The organism is Aeromonas sp. SCS5, from assembly GCF_001887375.1.
Lineage (GTDB): Bacteria > Pseudomonadota > Gammaproteobacteria > Enterobacterales > Aeromonadaceae > Aeromonas > Aeromonas jandaei.
Window position 1 is genome coordinate 76,233 of sequence record NZ_LFCS01000013.1, and the last position, 21,284, is coordinate 97,516.

20 protein-coding genes are annotated in these 21,284 nt (G+C 60.2%); 12 read left to right on the forward strand and 8 right to left on the reverse strand.

Going from position 1 to position 21,284, the window contains the following annotated elements:
* The first annotated feature begins 18 nt into the window (after positions 1–18).
* Positions 19–852, forward strand: coding sequence for a carbon-nitrogen hydrolase family protein (locus tag BS300_RS16835; RefSeq protein ID WP_071914121.1), 834 nt, complete (start codon positions 19–21; stop codon positions 850–852).
* Between the two features lie 70 nt (positions 853–922).
* Positions 923–2,371, forward strand: coding sequence for a metalloprotease TldD (tldD, locus tag BS300_RS16840; RefSeq protein WP_042032236.1), 1,449 nt, complete (start codon positions 923–925; stop codon positions 2,369–2,371).
* Positions 2,372–2,494: 123 nt separating this feature from the next.
* Here tldD and BS300_RS16845 read toward each other — a convergent pair whose 3' ends face one another.
* The 3 genes from BS300_RS16845 to BS300_RS16855 form a co-directional block, all read right to left on the reverse strand.
* Positions 2,495–2,698 carry a hypothetical protein gene (locus tag BS300_RS16845; RefSeq protein WP_033112613.1) on the reverse strand — a complete coding sequence of 68 codons (204 nt, stop codon included), beginning with the start codon at positions 2,696–2,698 and terminating at the stop codon, positions 2,495–2,497.
* A gap of 163 nt (positions 2,699–2,861) precedes the next feature.
* Positions 2,862–3,578, reverse strand: coding sequence for a MarC family NAAT transporter (locus tag BS300_RS16850; RefSeq protein WP_042032235.1), 717 nt, complete (start codon positions 3,576–3,578; stop codon positions 2,862–2,864).
* Between the two features lie 139 nt (positions 3,579–3,717).
* A complete protein-coding gene (locus BS300_RS16855; protein WP_071914123.1) occupies positions 3,718–5,034 on the reverse strand; it encodes an MFS transporter in 1,317 nt (438 codons plus the stop codon).
* A gap of 178 nt (positions 5,035–5,212) precedes the next feature.
* On the opposite strand from BS300_RS16855, the gene BS300_RS16860 reads away from it, so the two are divergent.
* Positions 5,213–5,887, forward strand: a complete 675-nt coding sequence (locus BS300_RS16860) for an ATP-binding protein (protein ID WP_071914125.1) — start codon at positions 5,213–5,215, stop codon at positions 5,885–5,887.
* A 106-nt stretch (positions 5,888–5,993) separates the two neighbouring features.
* The gene (gene aphA / locus BS300_RS16865; RefSeq protein ID WP_071914127.1) at positions 5,994–6,713 is read left to right on the forward strand and encodes an acid phosphatase AphA; all 720 of its coding nucleotides are present in this window, start codon (positions 5,994–5,996) and stop codon (positions 6,711–6,713) included.
* A gap of 77 nt (positions 6,714–6,790) precedes the next feature.
* On the opposite strand, the gene BS300_RS16870 is transcribed toward aphA, so the two are convergent.
* The gene (locus BS300_RS16870; protein WP_033112538.1) at positions 6,791–7,057 is read right to left on the reverse strand and encodes a hypothetical protein; all 267 of its coding nucleotides are present in this window, start codon (positions 7,055–7,057) and stop codon (positions 6,791–6,793) included.
* 168 nt (positions 7,058–7,225) lie between these two features.
* Between BS300_RS16870 and BS300_RS16875 the strand changes: the two genes are divergently transcribed.
* On the forward strand, positions 7,226–8,047 hold the full coding sequence (locus tag BS300_RS16875) for an HDOD domain-containing protein (protein ID WP_041209645.1): 822 nt from the start codon (positions 7,226–7,228) through the stop codon (positions 8,045–8,047).
* A gap of 145 nt (positions 8,048–8,192) precedes the next feature.
* Complete coding sequence (locus BS300_RS16880; RefSeq protein WP_043851032.1) at positions 8,193–8,696, forward strand: GNAT family N-acetyltransferase; 504 nt, start codon at positions 8,193–8,195, stop codon at positions 8,694–8,696.
* A gap of 122 nt (positions 8,697–8,818) precedes the next feature.
* Here the strand turns inward: BS300_RS16880 and BS300_RS21190 are convergent, their stop codons facing one another.
* Positions 8,819–8,995 carry a hypothetical protein gene (locus BS300_RS21190; protein ID WP_104016499.1) on the reverse strand — a complete coding sequence of 59 codons (177 nt, stop codon included), beginning with the start codon at positions 8,993–8,995 and terminating at the stop codon, positions 8,819–8,821.
* A gap of 469 nt (positions 8,996–9,464) precedes the next feature.
* Complete coding sequence (locus tag BS300_RS16885) at positions 9,465–10,742, reverse strand: sodium:proton antiporter (protein ID WP_071914129.1); 1,278 nt, start codon at positions 10,740–10,742, stop codon at positions 9,465–9,467.
* A gap of 204 nt (positions 10,743–10,946) precedes the next feature.
* Between BS300_RS16885 and metH the strand changes: the two genes are divergently transcribed.
* Positions 10,947–14,642, forward strand: coding sequence for a methionine synthase (gene metH / locus BS300_RS16890; protein ID WP_071914131.1), 3,696 nt, complete (start codon positions 10,947–10,949; stop codon positions 14,640–14,642).
* Between the two features lie 230 nt (positions 14,643–14,872).
* Positions 14,873–15,769: a 30S ribosomal protein S6--L-glutamate ligase gene (rimK, locus tag BS300_RS16895; RefSeq protein ID WP_071914133.1), complete on the forward strand. Its 897-nt coding sequence runs from the start codon at positions 14,873–14,875 to the stop codon at positions 15,767–15,769.
* Positions 15,770–15,819: 50 nt separating this feature from the next.
* On the opposite strand, the gene BS300_RS16900 is transcribed toward rimK, so the two are convergent.
* Both BS300_RS16900 and BS300_RS16905 read right to left on the reverse strand, forming a co-directional pair.
* Complete coding sequence (locus BS300_RS16900) at positions 15,820–17,088, reverse strand: HAMP domain-containing sensor histidine kinase (protein WP_071914135.1); 1,269 nt, start codon at positions 17,086–17,088, stop codon at positions 15,820–15,822.
* A complete protein-coding gene (locus BS300_RS16905) occupies positions 17,085–17,753 on the reverse strand; it encodes a response regulator transcription factor (protein WP_071914137.1) in 669 nt (222 codons plus the stop codon). Before BS300_RS16905 ends, BS300_RS16900 begins: the two co-directional genes overlap by 4 nt.
* An 88-nt stretch (positions 17,754–17,841) precedes the next feature.
* Here BS300_RS16905 and BS300_RS16910 point away from each other — a divergent pair, with 88 nt between their 5' ends.
* The 4 genes from BS300_RS16910 (at position 17,842) to BS300_RS16925 (ending at position 21,262) form a co-directional block, all read left to right on the forward strand.
* Positions 17,842–18,264, forward strand: coding sequence for a hypothetical protein (locus tag BS300_RS16910; protein WP_033112529.1), 423 nt, complete (start codon positions 17,842–17,844; stop codon positions 18,262–18,264).
* A gap of 84 nt (positions 18,265–18,348) precedes the next feature.
* Entirely contained in the window at positions 18,349–18,834 is a 486-nt protein-coding gene (locus BS300_RS16915) for a hypothetical protein (RefSeq protein WP_071914139.1), read from the forward strand.
* 259 nt (positions 18,835–19,093) lie between these two features.
* Entirely contained in the window at positions 19,094–20,557 is a 1,464-nt protein-coding gene (locus tag BS300_RS16920; protein ID WP_192849753.1) for an aerolysin family beta-barrel pore-forming toxin, read from the forward strand.
* Positions 20,558–20,746: 189 nt separating this feature from the next.
* Positions 20,747–21,262, forward strand: coding sequence for a MerR family transcriptional regulator (locus tag BS300_RS16925; RefSeq protein WP_005342946.1), 516 nt, complete (start codon positions 20,747–20,749; stop codon positions 21,260–21,262).
* Positions 21,263–21,284 lie beyond the last annotated feature (22 nt).

A 21,284-nucleotide genomic window follows, 5' to 3' on the forward strand; every position in this document is an offset into this window, starting at 1 on the left:
AGTGACAAGGAGAGAGTCATGTGGTTAGCCGCAATACAGCTGGTATCTGGCCGTCACTGGCAGGATAACCGGGAGCAGATCGCCGCCGAGCTGGCTGCCTTGCCCAAAGAGCGGCCGCTACTGGTGCTGTTGCCTGAGAACTTTGCCCTGTTTGGCGAACGACAGGGCTATCTGGATGGTGCCGAGGCAATCGGCTCCAATCCCAGCTCCGATCTGGGCGGAGCCGCGCCCATCCAGCAACAACTGGTGGAATGGGCGCGAGAGTACGGCATCTGGCTGGTGGCTGGGGCTATGCCGACCACCATCGCCGGTTCCGACCGTATTCACACCAGTTCGCTGGTGTTTGATCCAAGCGGTGAGCTCAGGGGCCACTACCACAAGATCCACCTGTTCGACGTGGATGTGGCGGACAATCACGGTCACTACCGGGAGTCGGAGACCTTCAGCTCCGGCGAGTCGCCTGTGGTGGTGGACTCCCCCTTTGGTCCCCTTGGCCTCTCGATCTGTTATGATCTGCGCTTTCCCGAGCTGTATCGCCAATTGGCCCGAGCCGGAGCTCGCGTGCTGCTGGTGCCTGCCGCCTTTACCGCTGTGACCGGCGAGGCGCACTGGGAGCCGCTGCTGCGGGCTCGCGCCATCGAAAACCAGTGCTACGTAGTTGCTGCCAATCAGGGCGGCACTCACGAGACGGGGCGCCAGACCTGGGGCCACAGCATGGTTATAGATCCATGGGGCCGGGTGCTGGCCAGCAAAGAGTCCGGGCGTGGCACCGTATTGGCGCAGATGGAGCCCGGATTTATCGACGAATTGCATCGCACCATGCCAGTGCTGACCCATGCCCGTTTGTTGTGATGGCGTGGCTTGTTGCCAACCCGTCGACAAGACGATTTAAAACATCTCGTTACGAGAGTGGAGAAGAAGATTGAGCCTATTGAGCCAGGTTAGTGCCTCCCTGTTGGCCCCCAACGACCTCGACGAAGGGCGCTTGCAGCAGCTGCTCGGCAGCCTGATGAGCCATCAGGTGGAGTTCGGTGACCTCTATTTCCAGCGCAGCTGGCACGAGTCCTGGATGCTGGAAGATGGCATCGTCAAGGATGGCAGCTACAACATCGATCAGGGGGTCGGGGTACGCGCCGTCAGCGGCGAGAAGACCGGCTTCGCCTACTCGGACGAGCTGAGCCTGCTGGCGCTGCAACAGTCGGTGACTGCTGCTCGCGGCATCGCCGCTGCCGGTGCTCACGGCAAGGTGAAGGCATGGGCGCGCACCGAAGCGAACCTGCTCTATCCTGCTATGGATCCGCTGCAGACCCTCGACAAGCAGCAGAAAATTGCCCTGCTGGAGCAGATGGACAAGTTTGCCAGAAGTCTGGATCCCGCCATCAATCAGGTGATGGCCTCCATCAGCGGCGTTTACGAAGAGGTGCTGGTGGCCGCGACTGACGGTACCCTGGCTGCCGATATTCGCCCGCTGGTGCGGCTGTCGGTGACCGTCATTGCCGAGAAGGGCGATCGTCGCGAGCGCGGCAGTGCCGGTGGTGGTGGCCGCTTTGGTTACGACTGGTTCCTCGAACTGGACGGGCTGGAGAGCCGCGCCTTTGGCTATGTGCGCGAAGCGGTGCGCCAGGCGCTGGTCAACCTCGACGCCATCGATGCGCCGGCCGGTACCATGCCGGTGGTGCTCGGCGCCGGCTGGCCCGGCGTGCTGCTGCACGAGGCAGTGGGTCACGGTCTGGAGGGGGACTTCAACCGCAAGGGCTCTTCCGCGTTTGCTGGCCGCATCGGCGAGCAGGTGGCTTCCAAACACTGCACCATCGTCGATGACGGCACCCTGCCGGGTCGGCGTGGCTCCGTCAGCATAGATGACGAGGGGACGCCGGGTGGCTACAACGTGCTGATCGAGAATGGCATTCTCAAGGGTTACCTGCAGGACAAGCAGAATGCCCGTCTGATGGGGGTGCCGCTCACTGGCAACGGTCGCCGCGAATCCTACGCCGCTATGCCGATGCCCCGCATGACCAACACCTACATGCTGGCGGGTCAGTACGATCCGGCCGAGATCATCGCCTCGGTGAAGAAGGGCATCTATGCCCCCAACTTCGGCGGCGGTCAGGTGGATATCACCTCCGGCAAGTTTGTCTTCTCCGCCTCCGAGGCCTACCTCATCGAGGATGGCAAGATCACCGCCCCCATCAAGGGCGCGACTCTGATCGGCAACGGCCCCGAGGCGATGAGCCAGGTCTCCATGGTGGGTAGCGATCTTGCACTGGATCGCGGCGTCGGTATCTGCGGCAAAGAGGGGCAGAGCGTGCCGGTTGGTGTCGGCCAGCCCACCCTCAAACTGGATCAGCTCACCGTAGGTGGCACCCAGTAAGTGAAATGAGTCGTAACCCGGCGATATGCAGACCCCGGCCATGTGCCGGGGTTTTTGTTATTCGGAGTCATTGAAAACAAAAAGCCCCGGTTAGTGGGCCGGGGCTGGTAAGGATACAGAGTATCAGTTGACTGATATTGCGCGGGCGTCGATGAAGTAGCGGGCGTTGCCCTGCTTGTCGATCTGGATCTTGGCTACCAGTTGTTCCTGCTCCTTGTATTCCCAACGTTGCTCGATCTTGGCGAGGGATGGGCTTGTGACCCCAACCACGTTCAGGTACTCATGAAACAGGCTATGGCTCCCTATTTCGGTCAGCATCTTATCCATCTGCATACTCTCCTGAAGTTGAGTGGGTATTCATCAACAAACCTATCAGCGTCCATCTGAATACAGTCTGTATGAAAAACAAACTAACTCATTCATGTGTCAATAACATGATCAGGAACAAGATCAGTGCAGATCGTCAGGGACTTTTTGATACCGTTTTCAATCACTGCTGGTGCGGCTTCGGCAGCTGATCAAAATGGCCGTCCATTTGCGGCAAGTGGGGAGTTGTTTGAACCGCTGGCGCACCATGGAATACCGGGTCCTGCGCAACTTCCTTGATGCCGTTGATGCAGAACTGCATACCCATGCAGACCAGCAGGAAGCCCATGATGCGAGTCATGGCATCGATGCCGGTGGCGCCGAGGATCTTGCAGACCGGGTCGGCCAGTTTGAGCACGCCCCAGCTGATCAGGCTCATCAGGGCAAATGCCGTTACCACGCCACCATAGATGGACAGACGCTCGTACTCGGCCGGCAGCTCGGCAATCTGGGCTGCACCGCTGATCACCAGAGCCATGGTACCCGGGCCACACATGCTGGGCATGGTGAGCGGAACGAAGGCGATGCTCTGGTTGATCTCCACCCCGCTGGACTGGCTGGGGGCGGGGAACAGCATGCGAAAACCGATAAAGCCGATGATGAGGCCGCCCGCCAGGCGCAGACCAGGAATGGAGATCCCGAACAGATCTAGGATCGAGGAGCCGATGAAGAAGGTGATGCAGAGGGTGCAGAAGAGATAGATGGCAGCCAGATTGACCTGGCGGCGCACATGCTCGCGCGACATCCCCTTGCTCAGCCCCAGCAGCAGAGTGGCCGTGGTGGGCGGGTTGACCATGGGCAGCAGTGCCAGCAAGGTGAGTAATACGACCTGAAAGAACATCTTGAGCCTCGGATAAAGAGTTGAAAGTCATGGGGGCGAGCGGGTGGCATGCCCCAGAGGGAGGCTATCTTATGTTGGTCAAACTGAACATAAGCAGTACAACAAAGCCCCGGCATCTGCCGGGGCTTTGTTGTTCGGGTCAGGCCGCTTGCGGCGCTTGTTGTGGCCGGTTGCGCTGCTGCAGCCAGAGCCAGCAGCCGATGACAAAACCGAGTGCCGACAGGCTCACCACGTAGTGGGAGGGGGCCAGTACATCGCTTGCCATCCAGAGGGTAACCAGCATGGGAGTCAGTCCGCCAAAGATGGCGTAGGCCACGTTGTAGGAGAAAGAGAGACCGGAGAAACGCACCACCGGCGGGAAGGCATTGACCATCACGTAGGGAACCGCGCCGACAATCCCGACCGCGAAGCCTGCCAGCATATAGAGCGGTACCAGCTGGCTCATGCCGGAGGCGATCCCGTGATAGAAGGCGTAGCTGGAGCCAGCCAGCAGCAGGGAGCCCAGCATGAAGGTGGGGCCGCTGCCCAGCAGGTCGATCACCCGGCCATAGAGAATGCAGCCAAGGGTGAGGGCAACGATGGCCAGTGAGTTGGCAGTCAGCGCCTCTGCCGGGGTGATGCCATAGATCTTCTGCAGGTAGGTGGGGGTCATCAGGATCACCACCACGATCCCGGCGGAGAGCAGCCAGGTGAGCAGCATGGAGACCACTACGCTGCTCTTGTGGCTGCGCAGTACCGTCTTGAGGGGGAGCTCGTCGGCCAGTGCTTTATTGGCCTGCATCTCGGCAAAGACCGGGGTTTCGTGCAGCCAGCGGCGCAGGTACATGGCGACGATGCCGAACACGCCGCCGAGGACGAAAGCGAGTCGCCAGCCCCAGTCGGTCACATCGCTCGGGCTCATGCCGCGGTTGATGGCGGTGGCTACCAGAGAGCCGAGCAGGATGCCGGCCGTCAGCCCGGCAGTGAGCGTGCCGCAGGCGACACCGACCCGGCGGGCAGGCACGTGCTCCGCCACGAAGACCCAGGCTCCCGGCACTTCGCCACCGATGGCGGCGCCCTGCAGGATCCGCAACAGCAGCAACAGCAGCGGTGCGGCGATACCGAGCACCGCATAGGTTGGCAGCAGACCGATCAGCAGGGTAGGCAGCGCCATCATGATGATGCTGAGGGTGAACATCCGCTTGCGACCGATGAGGTCGCCAAAGTGGGCCATGATGATGCCGCCGAGCGGACGAGCCAGATAGCCGGCTGCGAAGATGCCGAAGGTCTGGAACTGGCGAAGCCACTCCGGAATGTCGGCCGGGAAGAAGAGTTCACCGATGACTACTGCGAAGAAGACGAAGATGATGAAGTCGTAAAACTCCAGCGCACCGCCGAGGGCGGCCAGTCCCAGCGTTTTGTAGTCCTGCCGGTTGAGGGGGCGGGCGTGATCGTACTGTTGTGTCACTTTCGTCATATCCTTATGTTTCCCATCGTTTTTTTAGTTATTGTTGAGCCCGGGCAAGGGGCATGTACAGGTGATCGAGAGTATGCTGCTCGCCGCTTGCATGTAAATCGCGCAATTCGCAACACTGTCTTGCATCTTTTTGGGGCAGCCTTTTGGGAAACCTGGAGCGCCCCGCGACGGAGGATTGATGGAAAAGAAACGGGTACTGCTTTCATGGAGCAGCGGCAAGGATTGTGCGTGGGCACTGCATCAGCTGCGGCAAGATCCAGCCATCGAGGTAGTTGGGCTGTTCACCACCCTTAATCAGGAGTTCGAACGGGTGGCGATGCACGGGGTGCGCAAGCAGCTGTTGACCGAGCAGGCCGCCTGTGTCGGTCTGCCCCTCATCACCATCGATCTGCCCTGGCCCTGCAGCAACGAGGATTACGCCCGCATCATGACCGGCTTTATCGCCGATGTGGTTGCGCAGGGGATCCGCCATATGGCGTTTGGCGATCTCTTCCTTGAGGATGTGCGAGCCTACCGGGAGAAACAGTTGGCCGGTACCGGCATCGAGCCGCTCTTCCCACTCTGGGGCAGCAACACCCGGGAGCTGGCGCAGCAGATGATGACGGCGGGGTTGAAGGCGAGGATCAGCACCCTAGATCCGAAAAAGCTGGATGGTGCGCTGGGGGGCCATGAGTTTGACGAGGCACTGCTGGCTGCTCTGCCCGAGGGGGTTGACCCTTGTGGCGAGAACGGCGAGTTTCACACCTTGGCCTACGACGGCCCCATGTTTGCGCGCCCACTCGGGATCCGGGTCGGCGAGACAGTGGTGCGCGATGGCTTTGTCTTTACCGATCTGCTGCCAATCGAAGATTAATTATCGGGCGCCAAATGCTCCCTTTTGCCGGGAGATTCACAGTTTGCCAAGCAGCAAGGGGGCACTATTGGCCCCCTCTTTTGTTTGAAGATAAAGGCGCTTTTTTATGAAACTGAACGCCCGTCCGGCGCTGCTTGCCACCCTGTTGGCTGCCACACTCACCATGCCAGCAGTTGCCCGTGAGGCAGCGACGCTCCAGCCGGTTCCTGCCGGTGTTACCACTGTGACTCTGGCCCAGCAGGCCCCCATCCACTGGGTCTCGGTGGAGCAGATTGCCAAGAGTCTTGATGGATTGCCGCCAATGGCCGTCGGCTTTGATATCGACGACACCCTGCTCTTCTCCAGCCCGGGGTTCTATCGTGGCAAGCAGGAGTTCTCTCCCAACGATGAGAGCTACCTGAAGAACCCGGCCTTCTGGGAGAAGATGAACAACGGTTGGGATGAATTCAGCGTTCCGAAAGAGGTGGGCAAGGAGCTCATCGCCATGCACCTCAAGCGCGGTGATCACATCTATTTCGTCACCGGTCGTTCGGCCACCAAGACCGAGACGGTGAGCAAGACTCTGCAGCAGACCATGAATATTCCGGCCGACCAGCTCAACCCGGTGATCTTTGCCGGCGACCAGCCGGGGCAGAATACCAAGGTGCAGTGGCTCAAGGATAAGCAGATGAAGATCTTCTACGGCGATGCCGATGGCGACATCAAGGCGGCGCAGGAGATCGGCATTCGCGGCATTCGTCTGCTACGTTCGGCCAACTCCACCTATCGGCCACTGCCGCTGGCAGGGGCGCTGGGGGAAGAGGTGATCATCAACTCCCAGTTCTGATCGCCTGGTATTCAGCAGATGTAAAAAGGGCGGGGCCATCGGCACCCGCCCTTTTTGCATCCGTCATCAAGCTCGGGTCAGTCGTCCGCCCAAGGCATCTCGGGCAGGCTGTCGAGGAACTCGCCATAGCGGGTCAGATTGAAGGGGCCCTGATCGGCCTCCATCGCCATCAGCTCAGCACCGAGGGCGCAGGCGATATATTGCAGTGCCTCTTCCCGCGGGGTGCCCTTCATCACCAGTCTCATCAAGGTAGCTTTCACATGGGGCGGGTGACCGTCGTTGAGCTGGTTCTCCACCATCTCCAGCAACGCGTCTTCGTCAAAAAATTCCTGAGAGTCGTTCATCGGTTTTTCGCATCAGTGAGTGAGGAGCGCAGTATAACCCGAAGCGGAGCGGCTCCCGTTTACCATCCACATAAACAATCCGATCACGCAGCCATTTGTTACTCATAATTAACGGGAGTTTGCCGCGGCAAACAGGTTGGAACACAGATAACATGGATGGACACGCCTATGCCCACGATAGATTCCCTGCTGGCTGAGCCCAAGCTACTGCCCCAGATCCCGGAAGTGATGCGCGATTTGATCCAGACCTTCAATGAAAAGGATCCGGATCTGCTGAAGATCAGCAAGCTGATCAACAAGGACCCAGTCATCTCCGCCAAGCTGCTGCGTTTGGCCAACTCGGCCAAGTTCGGCAGCAGTCGCCAGATCGGTACCGTCAATGAAGCTGCGGTGCGGCTTGGACTGGCGATGGTGCGCAACATGGTGCTGGCCTGCGGGCTGACCGAATCGGTCACTGCGGTGCCCGGCATTGACCTCAAACATTTCTGGGGCTGCGTCTTCAACGTAGCGGAGCTGGCGCGTCGTCTGGCGGTGAAGAAGGGAATGAAGGGGGATGAGGTCTTTACCTGCGCCCTGCTCTATGACCTTGGCCGACTGGTGATGCATGTGGGGCTGCCGGAAAACACCGTCCACCACATTCACGATCTGGAATTGCACAAGGGGCGGGCCAAGGCGGAAGAGCTGGTGGTCGGCTTCAACTATGCCCAGGTCGGTGCTGCCATGGCGCGATACTGGAAATTCCCCGAGACCATCAGCAACGCGGTGGAGTATCACTATAACCCCATGCTGGCCAAAGAGTTCTCCGCCGAGGCCGGGTTGATCCATCTGGCGATCGTGCTGGCAGCGCAATCCGATGTGGGTGAAGAAGCGCCACCCGAGTGGCCTGCCAAAGTAGCGGAGAAGCTGGGGCTCTCCTGGGCCGATTGCGCAGCCCAGTTCACTGCGCTGCGCGAGCAGGGTAATGGCTATGCCGGGTTGCTGGCCGCCTGACTGACTGCTCTGCTACCGCTGTGTGACATCGTAAAAAGGGGCCGAGGTTGGCCCCCTTTTCATGGCCGCGAGCCCGCTATTGCTTGTCAGCCGGTTGCCGAGGGGGCACTCTGCTGACTTCGCCTGTTTTGAGAGAGCCCTTGCCATGATTACCTCCCCCCGTCTCGTACTGCGTGAACTGACCATCGCCGATGCCCCCTTCATTCTCGAACTGCTCAATGATGCCGATTTCCATCGTTACATCGGCGATCGGGGAGTTCGCACACTCGAACAGGCGCAGGAGTATATCCAGCAGGGACCGGCGGTGAGCTATGCCCGTCATGGTCATGGCCTCTATCTGGTCGAGCGCAGGGAAGATGGCGCCAGCCTCGGTATCTGCGGTCTTATCAAGCGCGACAGCTTGCCCCGTGAAGATATCGGCTACGCCTTCCTGCCGCAGTATCGTGGTCATGGCTACGCCATTGAGGCCGCGCAGGCCGCCATCGCCGATGGCAAAAGCCGGCTGGGGATCGGGCAGGTAATTGCCATCGTCACGCCGGGTAATGAACGTTCCATCGGCCTGTTGGCCAAGCTGGGGCTGGTTCGCAGCCGTCTGGTCAAATTGAGTGAAGATGCCGATGAGTGTCTGCTGCTTGAAGCTGAAGGGTGAGCTTATAGGGGAGAAATATCGCCGGTTGGCTGAGTGTATAGTCAGGGAAGATGAGGGTGAATCAAAGCGGCCGCCGTGAGTTGCGGCCCTTGTGCATCGGTGCTGCCCGGTCGGGCAGGGGATCAGTTGAGCTCTTCGATGGAGAACTCGCCGGCGATACCATCACAGGAGATGGCGAAGCCGCCGCTGAAGCGGGTGCTGAACTGGATCAGAAACGCATCGTAGTCGTGCTCTTGCACGGGCAGGTTGATGGGTTTGCTGCGACGCAGGGGTTTACGAGTTTGTACGGTTTTCATCATGGTATTTCTCTATATAAATTAAGTAATTGCTCCTTGTGTTGGCAAATGTCAGGTCAATGAGTGCGTGCAACGGTGTTGTTGGCGTGCGCGCAGGTATACCCAGCCCGTTCGCGGGCCTCTGCTCTTGCAAGGTGCAAGGAATATGCGGCTGCATAGTTCAAATTGAGTGGGCAGAGCGGGTCTGCACCGTGAGAGCCGGGCAACGCAGGCGGACAGCCTGAACGGTTCTCAGGGCGAGTAAATCAGAAGAAGGTTATGCGGGTACTGACAGGATTCATCGTGAGGTGAAGCATTGCAGGGCAAACATAAACAGGGCTGATTAACTAGCCGGCGCGCATTCTCTCCTCGAAATGAATAAAAAGCAAACAATTATTTTCGGCTGTTTGGCTGGGCCTTGTCCGGTACAGCTTTGCCAGCAACAACAAGGGCTCCCGCAGGAGCCCTGTTGCATCTGTCAGCCAGCGGATGATCAGTAGTCGCCGTTGGCGCGTTTGGCGGCGGCGATCATCGGAGTGATGGTCATGCCCTGCACCACGATGGAGAACATCACCACCGCGTAGGTCATCACCAGGATCACCTGACGCAGGTCGACACCGTGGCTCGGGATCATCATGACGCCGGAGGGGAGCGCCAGTGCCATCGCCATGGCCAGACCGCCGCGCAAGCCACCCCAGGTGAGGATCCGTACCGAGAAGGTGTTGTAGGTGCGGAACTTGCGGAAGGCCATATAGGGCACCGAGACGCTGATGAAGCGGGCGGCGAGGCAGAGCGGCACCGCGATGACCAGCAGTACCCAGTCATGCCAGGCCAGATCCAGCAGTACCAGCGCCAGACCGATCAGCAGGAACAGCAGGGCGTTGAGGAACTGATCCATCAACTCCCAGAAGTGATCCAGGTGGTGGCTGCTCTGCTCGGAGAAGCCGGAGTGACGAGTCCAGTTGCCGATCATGATGCCGGTCACCACCATGGCCAGAGCGCCGGAGACGCCGATCATGTTGGCGAAGGCGAAGCCGGCGGTCGGGATGCAGAGGGTGAGCAGCAGCTCCAGCGAGCCGTCGTCGGTGGCGCTGATCATCACGTGAGCGATGACGCCCAGCACGACGCCGAACAGGATGCCGCCGAGGGCCTCATGCAGGAACAGACCGGCCACGCTGCCGAAGGTGGGCTCGACACCGCCGAAGGCGACGGCAAACACGGTAGCGAAAATAACGAGGCCGACACCGTCGTTGAACAGCGACTCCCCTTCGATCTGGATGGCGATCTGGGGTGGCGCCTTCATCTTCTTGACGATGGCCAGTACGGCGATGGGGTCGGTGGGGGAGATGAGCGCCCCGAACAGCATGCAGTAGACCAGCGGCAGCTCCCAGCCCAGCAGCTTGGCGATGAACCAGAAGCCGTAGCCGATGATGAAGGTGGAGAGCAGGGTGGCAATAATGGCCAGAATGGTGATCTCCCACTTCTGGCTACGCAGCGCCTTGAGGTTGATGCCGAGGCCACCTGCAAACAGCAGGAAGCCCAGGATCCCCTTAAGCAGGAAATTCTGGAAGTCGATGCTCTCCATGGTTTTGATGGCAAGAGGCTCCAGATTGAACCATCCCAGTTTACCGAACAGCACCAGCAGCGCAGAGATCAGCATGGAACCGGCGGTGATGGCGATGGTGGTCTGGATCTTCACAACATACTGGTTGGCAAAGGCAATAAAGATCGCCAACGCTGCCAGAAAACAGAGTGTGTAGTAGACGCTCATAGTTATTTTTTACTCGTAGATAGATAGCAAGCACGTATCCCCATGCGGGACGGGCATAGGGTACTCTCGGGGTCTATGTTACTCATTACCCATAAATGAGTATATGACTGCGATTTTGGACTGATAGACGGCTAGATTTCCAATTCGCTGGTTTGCTGTTAGGATGCTGTTTACGCAGTTGCACGGATGTAAGAGGAACACGCGGTGGCGAATGAAAAGTCGAACAGAAAGTCGGATGTGACAAACAAGCTGGAAGCCTGTCTCAAGGAGCGGATCCTGATCATCGACGGGGCCATGGGCACCATGATCCAGGGCTACAAACTCGGGGAGGCGGACTACCGCGGTGAACGGTTTGCCGACTGGCATACCGACATCAAGGGCAACAACGATCTGCTGGTGCTGACCCGCCCCGCCGTCATTCGCGAGATCCACGAGCAGTATTGCGCCGCCGGTGCCGACATCCTTGAAACCAACACCTTCAACGCCACCCGCATCGCCATGGCCGATTACGAGATGGAAGATCTCTCGGCCGAGATCAACCGTGAGGCGGCCCGTCTTGCCCGCGCCGTAGCGGACGAGTGGACGACGAAAGAGCCCCACAAGCCGCGCTTCGTGGCAGGGGTTTTGGGGCCGACCAACCGCACCGCCTCCATCTCGCCGGATGTGAACGATCCGGGTAAGCGCAACGTCACTTACGACCAGCTGGTGGCCGCCTATACCGAATCGACTCATGCCCTGATCGAGGGTGGCGCCGACATCATTCTGATCGAGACCATCTTTGATACCCTCAACGCCAAGGCGGCCGCCTTCGCGGTGGATCTGGTATTCGAGGAGCTGGGCTACAGCCTGCCGGTGATGATCTCCGGCACCATCACCGACGCCTCCGGCCGTACCCTCTCCGGCCAGACGACCGAAGCTTTCTACCACTCGCTGCGCCACGTCAAACCTATCTCGTTCGGTCTCAACTGTGCGCTCGGGCCGGACGAACTGCGGCAGTATGTGGAGGAGCTGTCGCGCATCAGCGAGACCCATGTCAGTGCTCACCCCAATGCCGGTCTGCCCAACGCCTTTGGCGAGTACGATCTCGATGCCGCCGAGATGGCGGAGCATATCCGCGAGTGGGCCCAAAGCGGCTTTCTCAATATGGTTGGCGGTTGCTGCGGCACAACCCCGGCTCATATTCGTGCCATGGCTGGCGCGGTTGCCGGCATCAAGCCGCGCGCTTTGCCCGAGCTGCCGGTGGCCTGCCGCCTGTCGGGTTTGGAGCCGCTGATCATCACCCCCGAATCCATGTTCGTGAACGTGGGGGAGCGCACCAACGTCACCGGTTCGGCAAAGTTCAAGCGGCTGATCAAGGAGGGGCTCTACGACGAGGCGCTCGACGTTGCCAAGCAGCAGGTGGATAACGGCGCCCAGATCATCGACATCAACATGGACGAGGGGATGCTGGACGCCGAAGCCGCCATGGTGCGCTTCCTCAATCTCATCGCCGGTGAGCCAGACATCGCCCGGGTGCCGGTGATGATCGACTCCTCCAAGTGGGAGGTGCTGGAGGCGGGCCTCAAGTGCGTGCAGGGCAAGCCGGTGGTCAACTCCATCTCCATGAAGGAGGGGGAGGAGAAGTTCATCCAGCAGGCCAGATTGCTGCGCCGCTACGGTGCCGCCGTCATCGTGATGGCGTTCGACGAGGCGGGGCAGGCCGACACCCGTGCCCGCAAGTTCGAGATCTGCCAGCGGGCCTACCGCATTCTGGTGGATCAGGTCGGTTTCCCGCCGGAAGACATCATCTTCGACCCCAACATCTTCGCGGTGGCGACCGGTATCGACGAGCACAACAACTACGCGGTGGACTTCATCGATGCGGTGAAGGACATCAAGGAGAACCTGCCCCACGCCATGATCTCCGGCGGTGTCTCCAACGTCTCGTTTTCATTCCGTGGCAACGAGCCGGTGCGGGAAGCGATTCACGCCGTCTTCCTCTATCACGCCATCAAAAACGGCATGGACATGGGTATCGTCAACGCCGGTCAGCTCGCCATCTATGAAGACATTCCGGCCGAGCTTAAAGAGAAGGTCGAGGCGGTGGTGCTCAACCTCAATGACAACGCCACCGAGGAGCTGCTGGCCATCGCCGAGAAGTATCGCGGTGCCGGTGCTCAGGCCGAGGATCCGCGGGATCAGGCGTGGCGCAGCTGGCCGGTGGGCAAGCGGCTGGAACATGCGCTGGTCAAGGGGATCACCGACTTCATCGAAGAGGATACCGAGGAGGCGCGTGCTCAGGCCGAGCGGCCGCTGCATGTCATCGAAGGGCCGTTGATGGATGGCATGAACGTGGTCGGCGATCTGTTCGGCGCTGGCAAGATGTTTCTGCCGCAGGTGGTGAAATCGGCGCGGGTGATGAAGCGGGCGGTCGCCTATCTGCAACCCTATATCGAGGCGGAGAAGTCGGGGGGCTCCAGCAACGGCAAAATCGTGCTGGCGACCGTGAAAGGGGATGTGCACGATATCGGCAAGAACATTGTCGGGGTGGTGCTGCAGTGCAACAACTTCGAGATCATCGACCTCGGGGTCATGGTTCCCTGCGAGACGATTCTCAAAACGGCGCGGGAAGTGGGGGCCGACATGATCGGTCTCTCCGGTCTCATCACCCCGTCGCTGGACGAGATGGTGCACGTGGCCAAGGAGATGGAGCGCCAGGGCTTCAAGCTGCCGCTCTTGATCGGCGGCGCCACCACCTCCAAGGCGCACACCGCAGTGAAGATCGAGCAGAACTACTCGGAGCCGGTGGTCTATGTCTCCAACGCGTCTCGCGCGGTGGGGGTAGCGCAGAGCCTGCTCAGCCCGGATCTCAAACCCGACTTCGTCACCCGTATCGACAAGGAGTACGAGATCGCCCGCGAGCAGCACGCCCGCAAGCAGCCGCGCTCGCGCCCCATCACGCTGGCGGAGGCGCGTGCCAACCGCCATCAGCTGGACTGGGCTGGTTATGAGCCACCCAAGCCCCGCGAGCCGGGTGTGCAGAAGTTCGAGAACGTGCCCATCTCGGTGCTGCGCCCCTACATCGACTGGACGCCGTTCTTCCTCAGCTGGGAGCTGGCGGGCAAATTCCCGCGCATCCTCGAAGACGAGATTATCGGTGAGGAGGCGACCAGGCTGTTTGCCGATGCCAACGCCATGCTGGATCAGCTGGAACAGGATCAGAGCGTGCGCTGCGCCGGCATCATCGGCCTGTTCCCTGCCAATGCGGTGGGGGACAGCATCGAGGTCTACAGCGACGAATCGCGCAGCGAAGTGAAAAAAGTGCTGCACCACCTGCGTCAGCAGAGCGAGAAGCAGGGTTTCCCCAACTACTGTCTGGCGGACTATGTTGCGCCGAAAGAGAGCGGCAAAGCTGACTGGATCGGCGCCTTCGCGGTGACCGGCGGCATCGGTGAGGAGGCTATCGCCAGGGCCTACAAGGCTGATCACGACGACTACAACGCCATCCTCATTCAGGCGGTGTGCGACCGGTTGGCGGAAGCCTTTGCCGAGTACCTGCACGAGCAGGTGCGCAAGGTGCACTGGGGCTATGCCCCCGAGGAAGCCCTCAGCAACGAGGAGCTGATTCGCGAGAACTATCGGGGTATCCGTCCGGCGCCCGGTTATCCGGCCTGCCCGGAGCACACCGAGAAGGGCACCCTGTGGGAGCTGCTGGATGTCGAGCAGGCCATCGGCATGCAGCTGACCGAATCCTACGCCATGTGGCCGGGGGCTGCGGTGTCGGGCTGGTACTTCTCCCACCCCGAGAGCAAATACTTCGCGGTGGCGCAGATCCAGCAAGATCAGGTTGAGGATTACGCCGCCCGCAAGGGGATGGCGCTGGCTGAAGCCGAGCGCTGGCTCGCCCCCAATCTGGGGTAACGAGAGCGCCAATCTGCTCGGCCTTTGAGCGAAAACGGCGGACTTTGCGAGCAGCCTATGGAGGGCGCGCAGAGCCGCCGTTTATTGTTTCACCGCGCCGTGCTGATTGGGCAGGCTTCTGCGTTATTTGGCTTGTTGTCAGGATAAACAATTGGCGTTGTCTTGGCGCTGTGGCACCTTATACTCTCCCGCCCCATCCTGCCCAGGCATAGCCTTCTAGCGGAATTGTCATGAAGATCGCCATTTTATCCCGTGAGCCGAAAAACTACTCCACCCGCCGTCTGGTCGAGGTGGCGCAGGCTCGCGGTCATCAGGTCGAGGTGCTCGACACCCTGCGCTGTTATATGAACATCGCCTCCCACAACCCCTCCATTCACTACGAAGGACGGGAGCTGGAGAGCTATGACGCGGTGATCCCCCGCATCGGGGCCAGCATCACCGCCTACGGCACCGCCGTGTTGCGCCAGTTCGAGATGATGAACACCATGGCGCTCAACAGCTCGGTGTCCATCAGCCGCTCCCGCGACAAGCTGCGGGCGATGCAGCTGCTCTCCCGCCACGGTATCGGTCTGCCCATCACCGGGTATGCCCACAGTACCCACGACGTGCCCGACCTCATCACCATGGTGGGTGGTGCGCCGCTGGTGGTGAAGCTGCTGGAGGGAACCCAGGGGATAGGCGTGGTGTTGTGCGAAACCCAGAAGGCCGCCGAGAGCGTGATCGAGGCTTTCATCCAGACCAACAACAACATTCTGGTGCAGGAGTATATCCGCGAGGCCAACGGCGCCGATATCCGCTGTCTGGTGGTCAACGGCAAGGTGGTGGCGGCGATGCGCCGTCAGGCCCAGCCCGGCGAGTTTCGCTCCAACCTGCATCGTGGCGGCACCGCCGAGGCGATCCGGATCACTCCGGAAGAGCGCGCTACCGCGGTGCGCGCCGCCAAGATCATGGGGCTGGACGTGGCAGGCGTGGATATCCTGCGCAGTGCTCGCGGCCCGTTGGTATTGGAGGTCAACTCCTCTCCCGGTCTGCAGGGGGTCGAGGCGGCTTCCGGCAAGGATGTGGCGGGCAAGATCATCGAGTTCCTCGAACTCAAGGGCGGGCGCAAGCACAAACCGGTGGAGTGATCGCGGATTTGCATCAGCCAAAAAACAGGGCGCCTTCGGGCGCCCTGTTGCTATCTGGCTGGTGCCGCAGCGCCCTCACCCTCTCCAGAAGGGAGAGGGAACTGTTCGGCAGCGATCATCGCCAGCCTTGCGCTGAATACGCCATCCTCCAGCCGGGTCTCAATTTGCCAGCCCAGCTTCTCGCAGATGCGCTGGATGATGGTGAGGCCGCAGCCGTAACCGAGGATCTGATCCGGCGCGGCCGCAGTCGGGTTGCTGATGGTGAGCACAGGGCCGCACAGCTCGATATCGATATGGCCCTCGGCGTAGCTCAGGGCATTTTTCAGCAGGTTGCCAAGGGCGATGGCGAGCAGGGAGAGGGGGGAATCGACCTCGCTCGCCTCGTCCAGCACCAGACGGATATCGAGCGCTTCTCGCTGCAGCAGCGGGGCGAGCCGGGCCAGCTCCTGGCGGATCAGCGGCGCCACCTGCTGCTTCGGCCGCTCGACCTCCTCCTTGCGGCCCAGCAGCAAAAAGGTCTCGGTGAGCAGCGCCATCTCGTCGGCGGCGGCCCGGATGCGGGTGACGGCGCGCTCGGCGGGGGCGGGCAGATCGCTTACCTTGCCGAGCAGGGCGGCCGAGCCCTGGATCACCATGTTGGGAGTACGCAGCTCGTGGCTGGCAAAGCGGCTGAACTCCTGCTCGCGGGCAAAGACGGCGCTCACCTCCTGCTTGCCGGCCAGCAGTGCCAACTCGATATCCCTGAGCTCCTGCCAGGGGGCATCGGGGATGAAGTCCGCCTGATCCGGGGTGAGGTGGGCGACCCTGTGTTGCAGCCGCTGCAGCGGCCCGGTGATATGGCGTACCAGCCAGATGCCGAAGCCGAGGCAGCCCAGCAGCAGCGCCAGCCCGATCAGCCGGGTGGCCAGATGCAACTTGTCCTCGTAGGGGTCGAGGTAGTCATCGGCATCGTCGTTGAAGACCAGATAGAGCATCCCCTTGCCGGAGGGGTGGCGCGCCACCAGAAAGTGTTTGTCCTCCTTGCCCAGCTGGTGCTCGAAAAAGCCCGGGGTCTGGTAGGGTTGTAGCCACCTGGGCAGGCGTCCCGACTCGGTCCAGTAGCTGGAGAACTGGCGCGGGCTGGGCGCCGCCGCCGCGGCACCGAGGCGCAGCCAGTCGTCGCTGTAACGGGTTACTTCCGCCTCCAGCCAGTGGCGCAGGCTCAGCTCCTCCATCTTGTCCTCGGCCACCATCATCAGGCCGGATAGCAGCACCAGCAGCACCACGCCCGCCCCGCCGAGCGCCATGATGAGCCGGTGGCGCAGGCTCGGCAGGCTCATGCGCTCACCAGTCGGTAGCCCTGACCGTGCAGGGTTTCCAGCATGGGGGTGGGGAAGGGTTTGTCGAGGGTGTTGCGCAGGGCGTAGATGTGGCTGCGCAGGGCATCGGAGTCGGGCTCCTCCTCTCCCCAGACGGTATCCAGCACCTCCTGTCGAGTGACGATGGCCGGTGCGCGGCGAACCAGCAGTGCGAGGATCTGGAACGGGATCTTGCCGAGCTTGAGGGGAACGCCGGCACGGGTCGCCTGACCGCTGGCGGCATCGATGGTCAGCTCGCCAAAGGTGATGGCGCCGATGTCGCCGCGCGGGCCACGCAGGCTGAGGGCTTGCAGTCGCACCTCCAGCTCCTCCATGGCGAAGGGCTTGACCAGATAGTCGTCGCCACCGGCCTTGAAGCCTGCCAGCTTGTCTTCCAGACTGTCGCGTGCAGTGAGAAACAGCACCGGGGTCGAGATCCCCTCTTCACGCAGGCGGGCGACCGTGCTGAGCCCGTCGAGACGGGGCATCATCACATCCATGATGATGACGTCGAAGCGCTGTTCGGCCAGCAGTTGCAGCGCCGCCTGACCGTGATAGGCACAGTCCAGCCGGTGGCCGGCCAGCTCCAGATAATCCATGATGGTTTCTGCCACCTGAGGATTGTCTTCCACTACCAAAATCTTCATGCTTTGTACTCCTGGTTGGCGAGCAGCTTCACGCTCTTTTCACACCGGATACATCATCCTGTCGCCAGTGTAACTCCGAGGATCCACGATGAAGAAGTCTCTCTGTGCTCTCCTGCTGCTGATCTTGCTGCCGCTCGGATCTGCGCAGGCTGCCGAATTCAAACTGACAGGCCGCACCACCTGGCAGCTTGGCCAGCTGATGGTGAACGGTCTGCCGTTCGTGATCGATGACCAGACCCGCTTCAAGGATTGGCTCAACGAGGATGATCTGGGCGGCACCTGGGTCGAGATGAAGGGGGTGGTGGAGAACGGCGTGCGCTATGTGCGCAAGGTCGAGGCCCTTGATGAAGATGACAAGGACGAGATGGATCTGGAAGGGCCGGTCGAGGGCGGGCGGATCTGGGGCTACACCACCTCGGACAACAGCCTGGCCCCTTTCGAAGGGCGCTGGCTCGAGTTGGAGTGCAAGTTTGACGGCATGCGCCTGAGCCGCTGCCACGAGGACAAGTGACCCGATCGCTGCCGCAGATTCGCAATGTTCCTGAATGAAGCCCATGCTTATCCGGCATGGGCTTTTTGTTCAGGGACGAACGACATGGAACAGAGAACAAAGTGGTGTGCGTGGCTGTGCGGTTTGCCGCTCTGTGCCGCGCAGGCGATTGCCGACGAACTGTGGCTGGTGGAGCTGGAACACGATGACGGCATCCATCTGCAATTTCAGGGGGCCGAGGTGGAGCGGGGCTGCGCTCCGGTCTGGCGACAGGGTGAACCCTGGGCAGAGCCCCTGCGGCCGGGTGATCGCCTCTCCCTGCTGGTGGCCGACGGGGTGGCCACCCGGATCGAGCTACTGACGGCCAGATCGCCGGCGGGATCGGGGCAGTGGCAGCGGGCAGAGGATCGCCTGCAATCCTTCGACGGCCAGCGTCTGGTGCTGGCAAATCTCGGCACGTTTCCTCTCGACCGCAACATACGCTGGGTCAACGGCTCGGCTGCCGATCTCCATGAAGGGAGTGCACTGGTATTGGTCCGTTCTGCCGATGGAATATTGCGGAGAATTGAAGTGATCAATCCGGAAGAGTAATTCAGTATCTTCTTATTTAATAATGGCTCACCATATTGTGGCAGGCATTAAATAATGCCTGCCACAATTTTATGATGTATTTCTCAATAAAGTCATCGCTCTAATTATTTTTCCTTGTCACATATATTTCGTTTCTCATCGATGAATTTTGGTGGTTTATTTTATTTCAGACAGGGTTCATTGGAGTTCGTGCCTGTCAAATGAAAAGGGATATTTCAGAACAATAACAATTATCGTATGTCTGAAAGAGGAATAAATGATGAATAAATTAATAACAGCCAATCTTGCGCTGTTTGCATCTTCATTGATGCTTATTCAGGCTCAGGCGGCTGAACCCGTCTACCCTGACCAGGTTAAGTGGTATGGTCTGGGAGAGGGGGTCTGCGCCAGTGGCTATCGGCCTCTTACCCGCGATGAAGCCATGAGTATCAAGGGCAATCTGGTTGGTCGCATGGGCCAATGGCAGATTACCGGACTGGCCAATCGCTGGGTAATCATGGGCTCTGGATATAACGGGGAAATAAAACAGGGAACGGCAGGGGAAACATGGTGTTATCCCACATCGCCGATATCTGGCGAAATTCCATCTCTCTCTGCCTGGAATATTCCTGCTGGTGATGAAGTTGATGTGCAATGGCGAATGGTGCATGACAATGATTACTTTATTAAGCCGGTAAGTTATCTGGCCCATTATTTGGGATATGCCTGGGTAGGCGGCAATCACAGCCCCTATGTAGGCGAAGATATGGATGTCACCAGACTGAGCGATGGCTGGTTGATTAAGGGTAACAATGACGGTGGCTGCTCCGGATATCGTTGCGGAGAGAAGAGCTCCATCAAGGTAAGCAACTTCTCTTATACCCTGGAGCCGGACTCCTTTACCCACGGCCAGGTCACCGAGAGTGGCAAGCAGCTGGTCAAGATGATCACTGCCAATGCGACCAACTACACGGATCTGCCCCAGCAGGTGGTGGTGACCCTGAAGTATGACAAGGCCACCAACTGGTCGAAAACCGACACCTACAGTCTCAGCGAGAAGGTCGGCATCAAAAAGACGTTCCAGATCCCGCAGGTTTCCAGCACTGAATATTCGGTCGAGATTTCTTCTACCCAGAGCTGGGCCGAGCAGAAGGGTGGCTCGACGACCGAGACAGTGTCTGTTGAGGCGCGCCCCACGGTGCCGCCGCACTCCAGCGTGCCGGTGCGGGTTGCCCTCTACAAGTCCAATATCTCATATCCCTATGAGTTCAAGGCCGAGGTCAACTATGACCTGACCATGAAGGGGTTCCTGCGCTGGGGCGGCAATGCCTGGTATACCCATCCGACCAATCGCCCCACCTGGGAACACACCTTTGCCGTCGGCCCGTTCCGCGACAAGGCCAGCAGCATCCGTTACCAGTGGGACAAGCGCTATATTCCGGGTGAAGTGAAGTGGTGGGACTGGAACTGGACCATCAGCGAGTATGGCTTGTCGACCATGCAGAGCAACCTTGGTCGCGTGCTGCGTCCGATCCGTTCGGCAGTGACCGGTGACTTCTATGCCGAGAGCCAGTTTGCCGGCGACATAGAGATTGGTCAGCCCCAGAGCGGTTCCACGAAGGCTGCCCAGCTGCGCAGCGCCTCTGCCGAAGGGGTTGCCCTCACCGCGCTGGAGCTGGATCAGGCGACGCTCGCCAGTGAAGGGTTTGGCAATGTGACCCTCACCGTGACTCCGGTGCAATAACCCTCAATAACAGGCCTCCTGATGGAGGCCTGTTCTCCCTTTCAGCACCTTCTCCGGATTGTTACCCGACGATGCTGCTTGCTCGCTCATGATGGCGTTAAGCGAAATTGTGGTGGTCAATCCACAGGAGGTGTTGACCCGTCTACGATAGGCGGGTTTATCCTCTGCCCGCTGGATGAAGGAACCCCTATGTTGACGATTACCCGGCTGGCCAGAGAACTGGGCCTGAGCCGTACCACCCTGCTCTATTACGAACGTCTCGGTCTGCTGCTGCCCGCCCTGCGCGGGGAGAACGGCTATCGCCGCTATGGCGAGGCCGAGTTGGAACGGGGTCGGCAGATCGCCAGCTTTCGCGCCATGGGGCTGCCGCTCGAAGAGATCGGCACCCTGCTGGCGGCAAGGCAGGAGAGCCACTCCTGCCTCGATGGTCACCTGCTGCGACTGGAGCAGGAGATCGCCGAGCTGAGGCGTCAGCAGCGGGCCATCATCCTCTATCGCCAACAGACACACGAGGAGATCCCCATGGTAGACAAGGCTCGCTGGGTTGCCATCATGCAGGCCGCCGGTATGACCGAAGAGATGATGCGCAACTGGCACATCCAGTTCGAGAAGATGGAGCCGCAGGCCCATCAGGAATTCCTCGAATCCCTGCAGATCCCCGCCGCGGAGATCGCCGCCATCCGCACCTGGTCGCGCGGGGAGTAACCCGTCTGACCACAGCACCAGC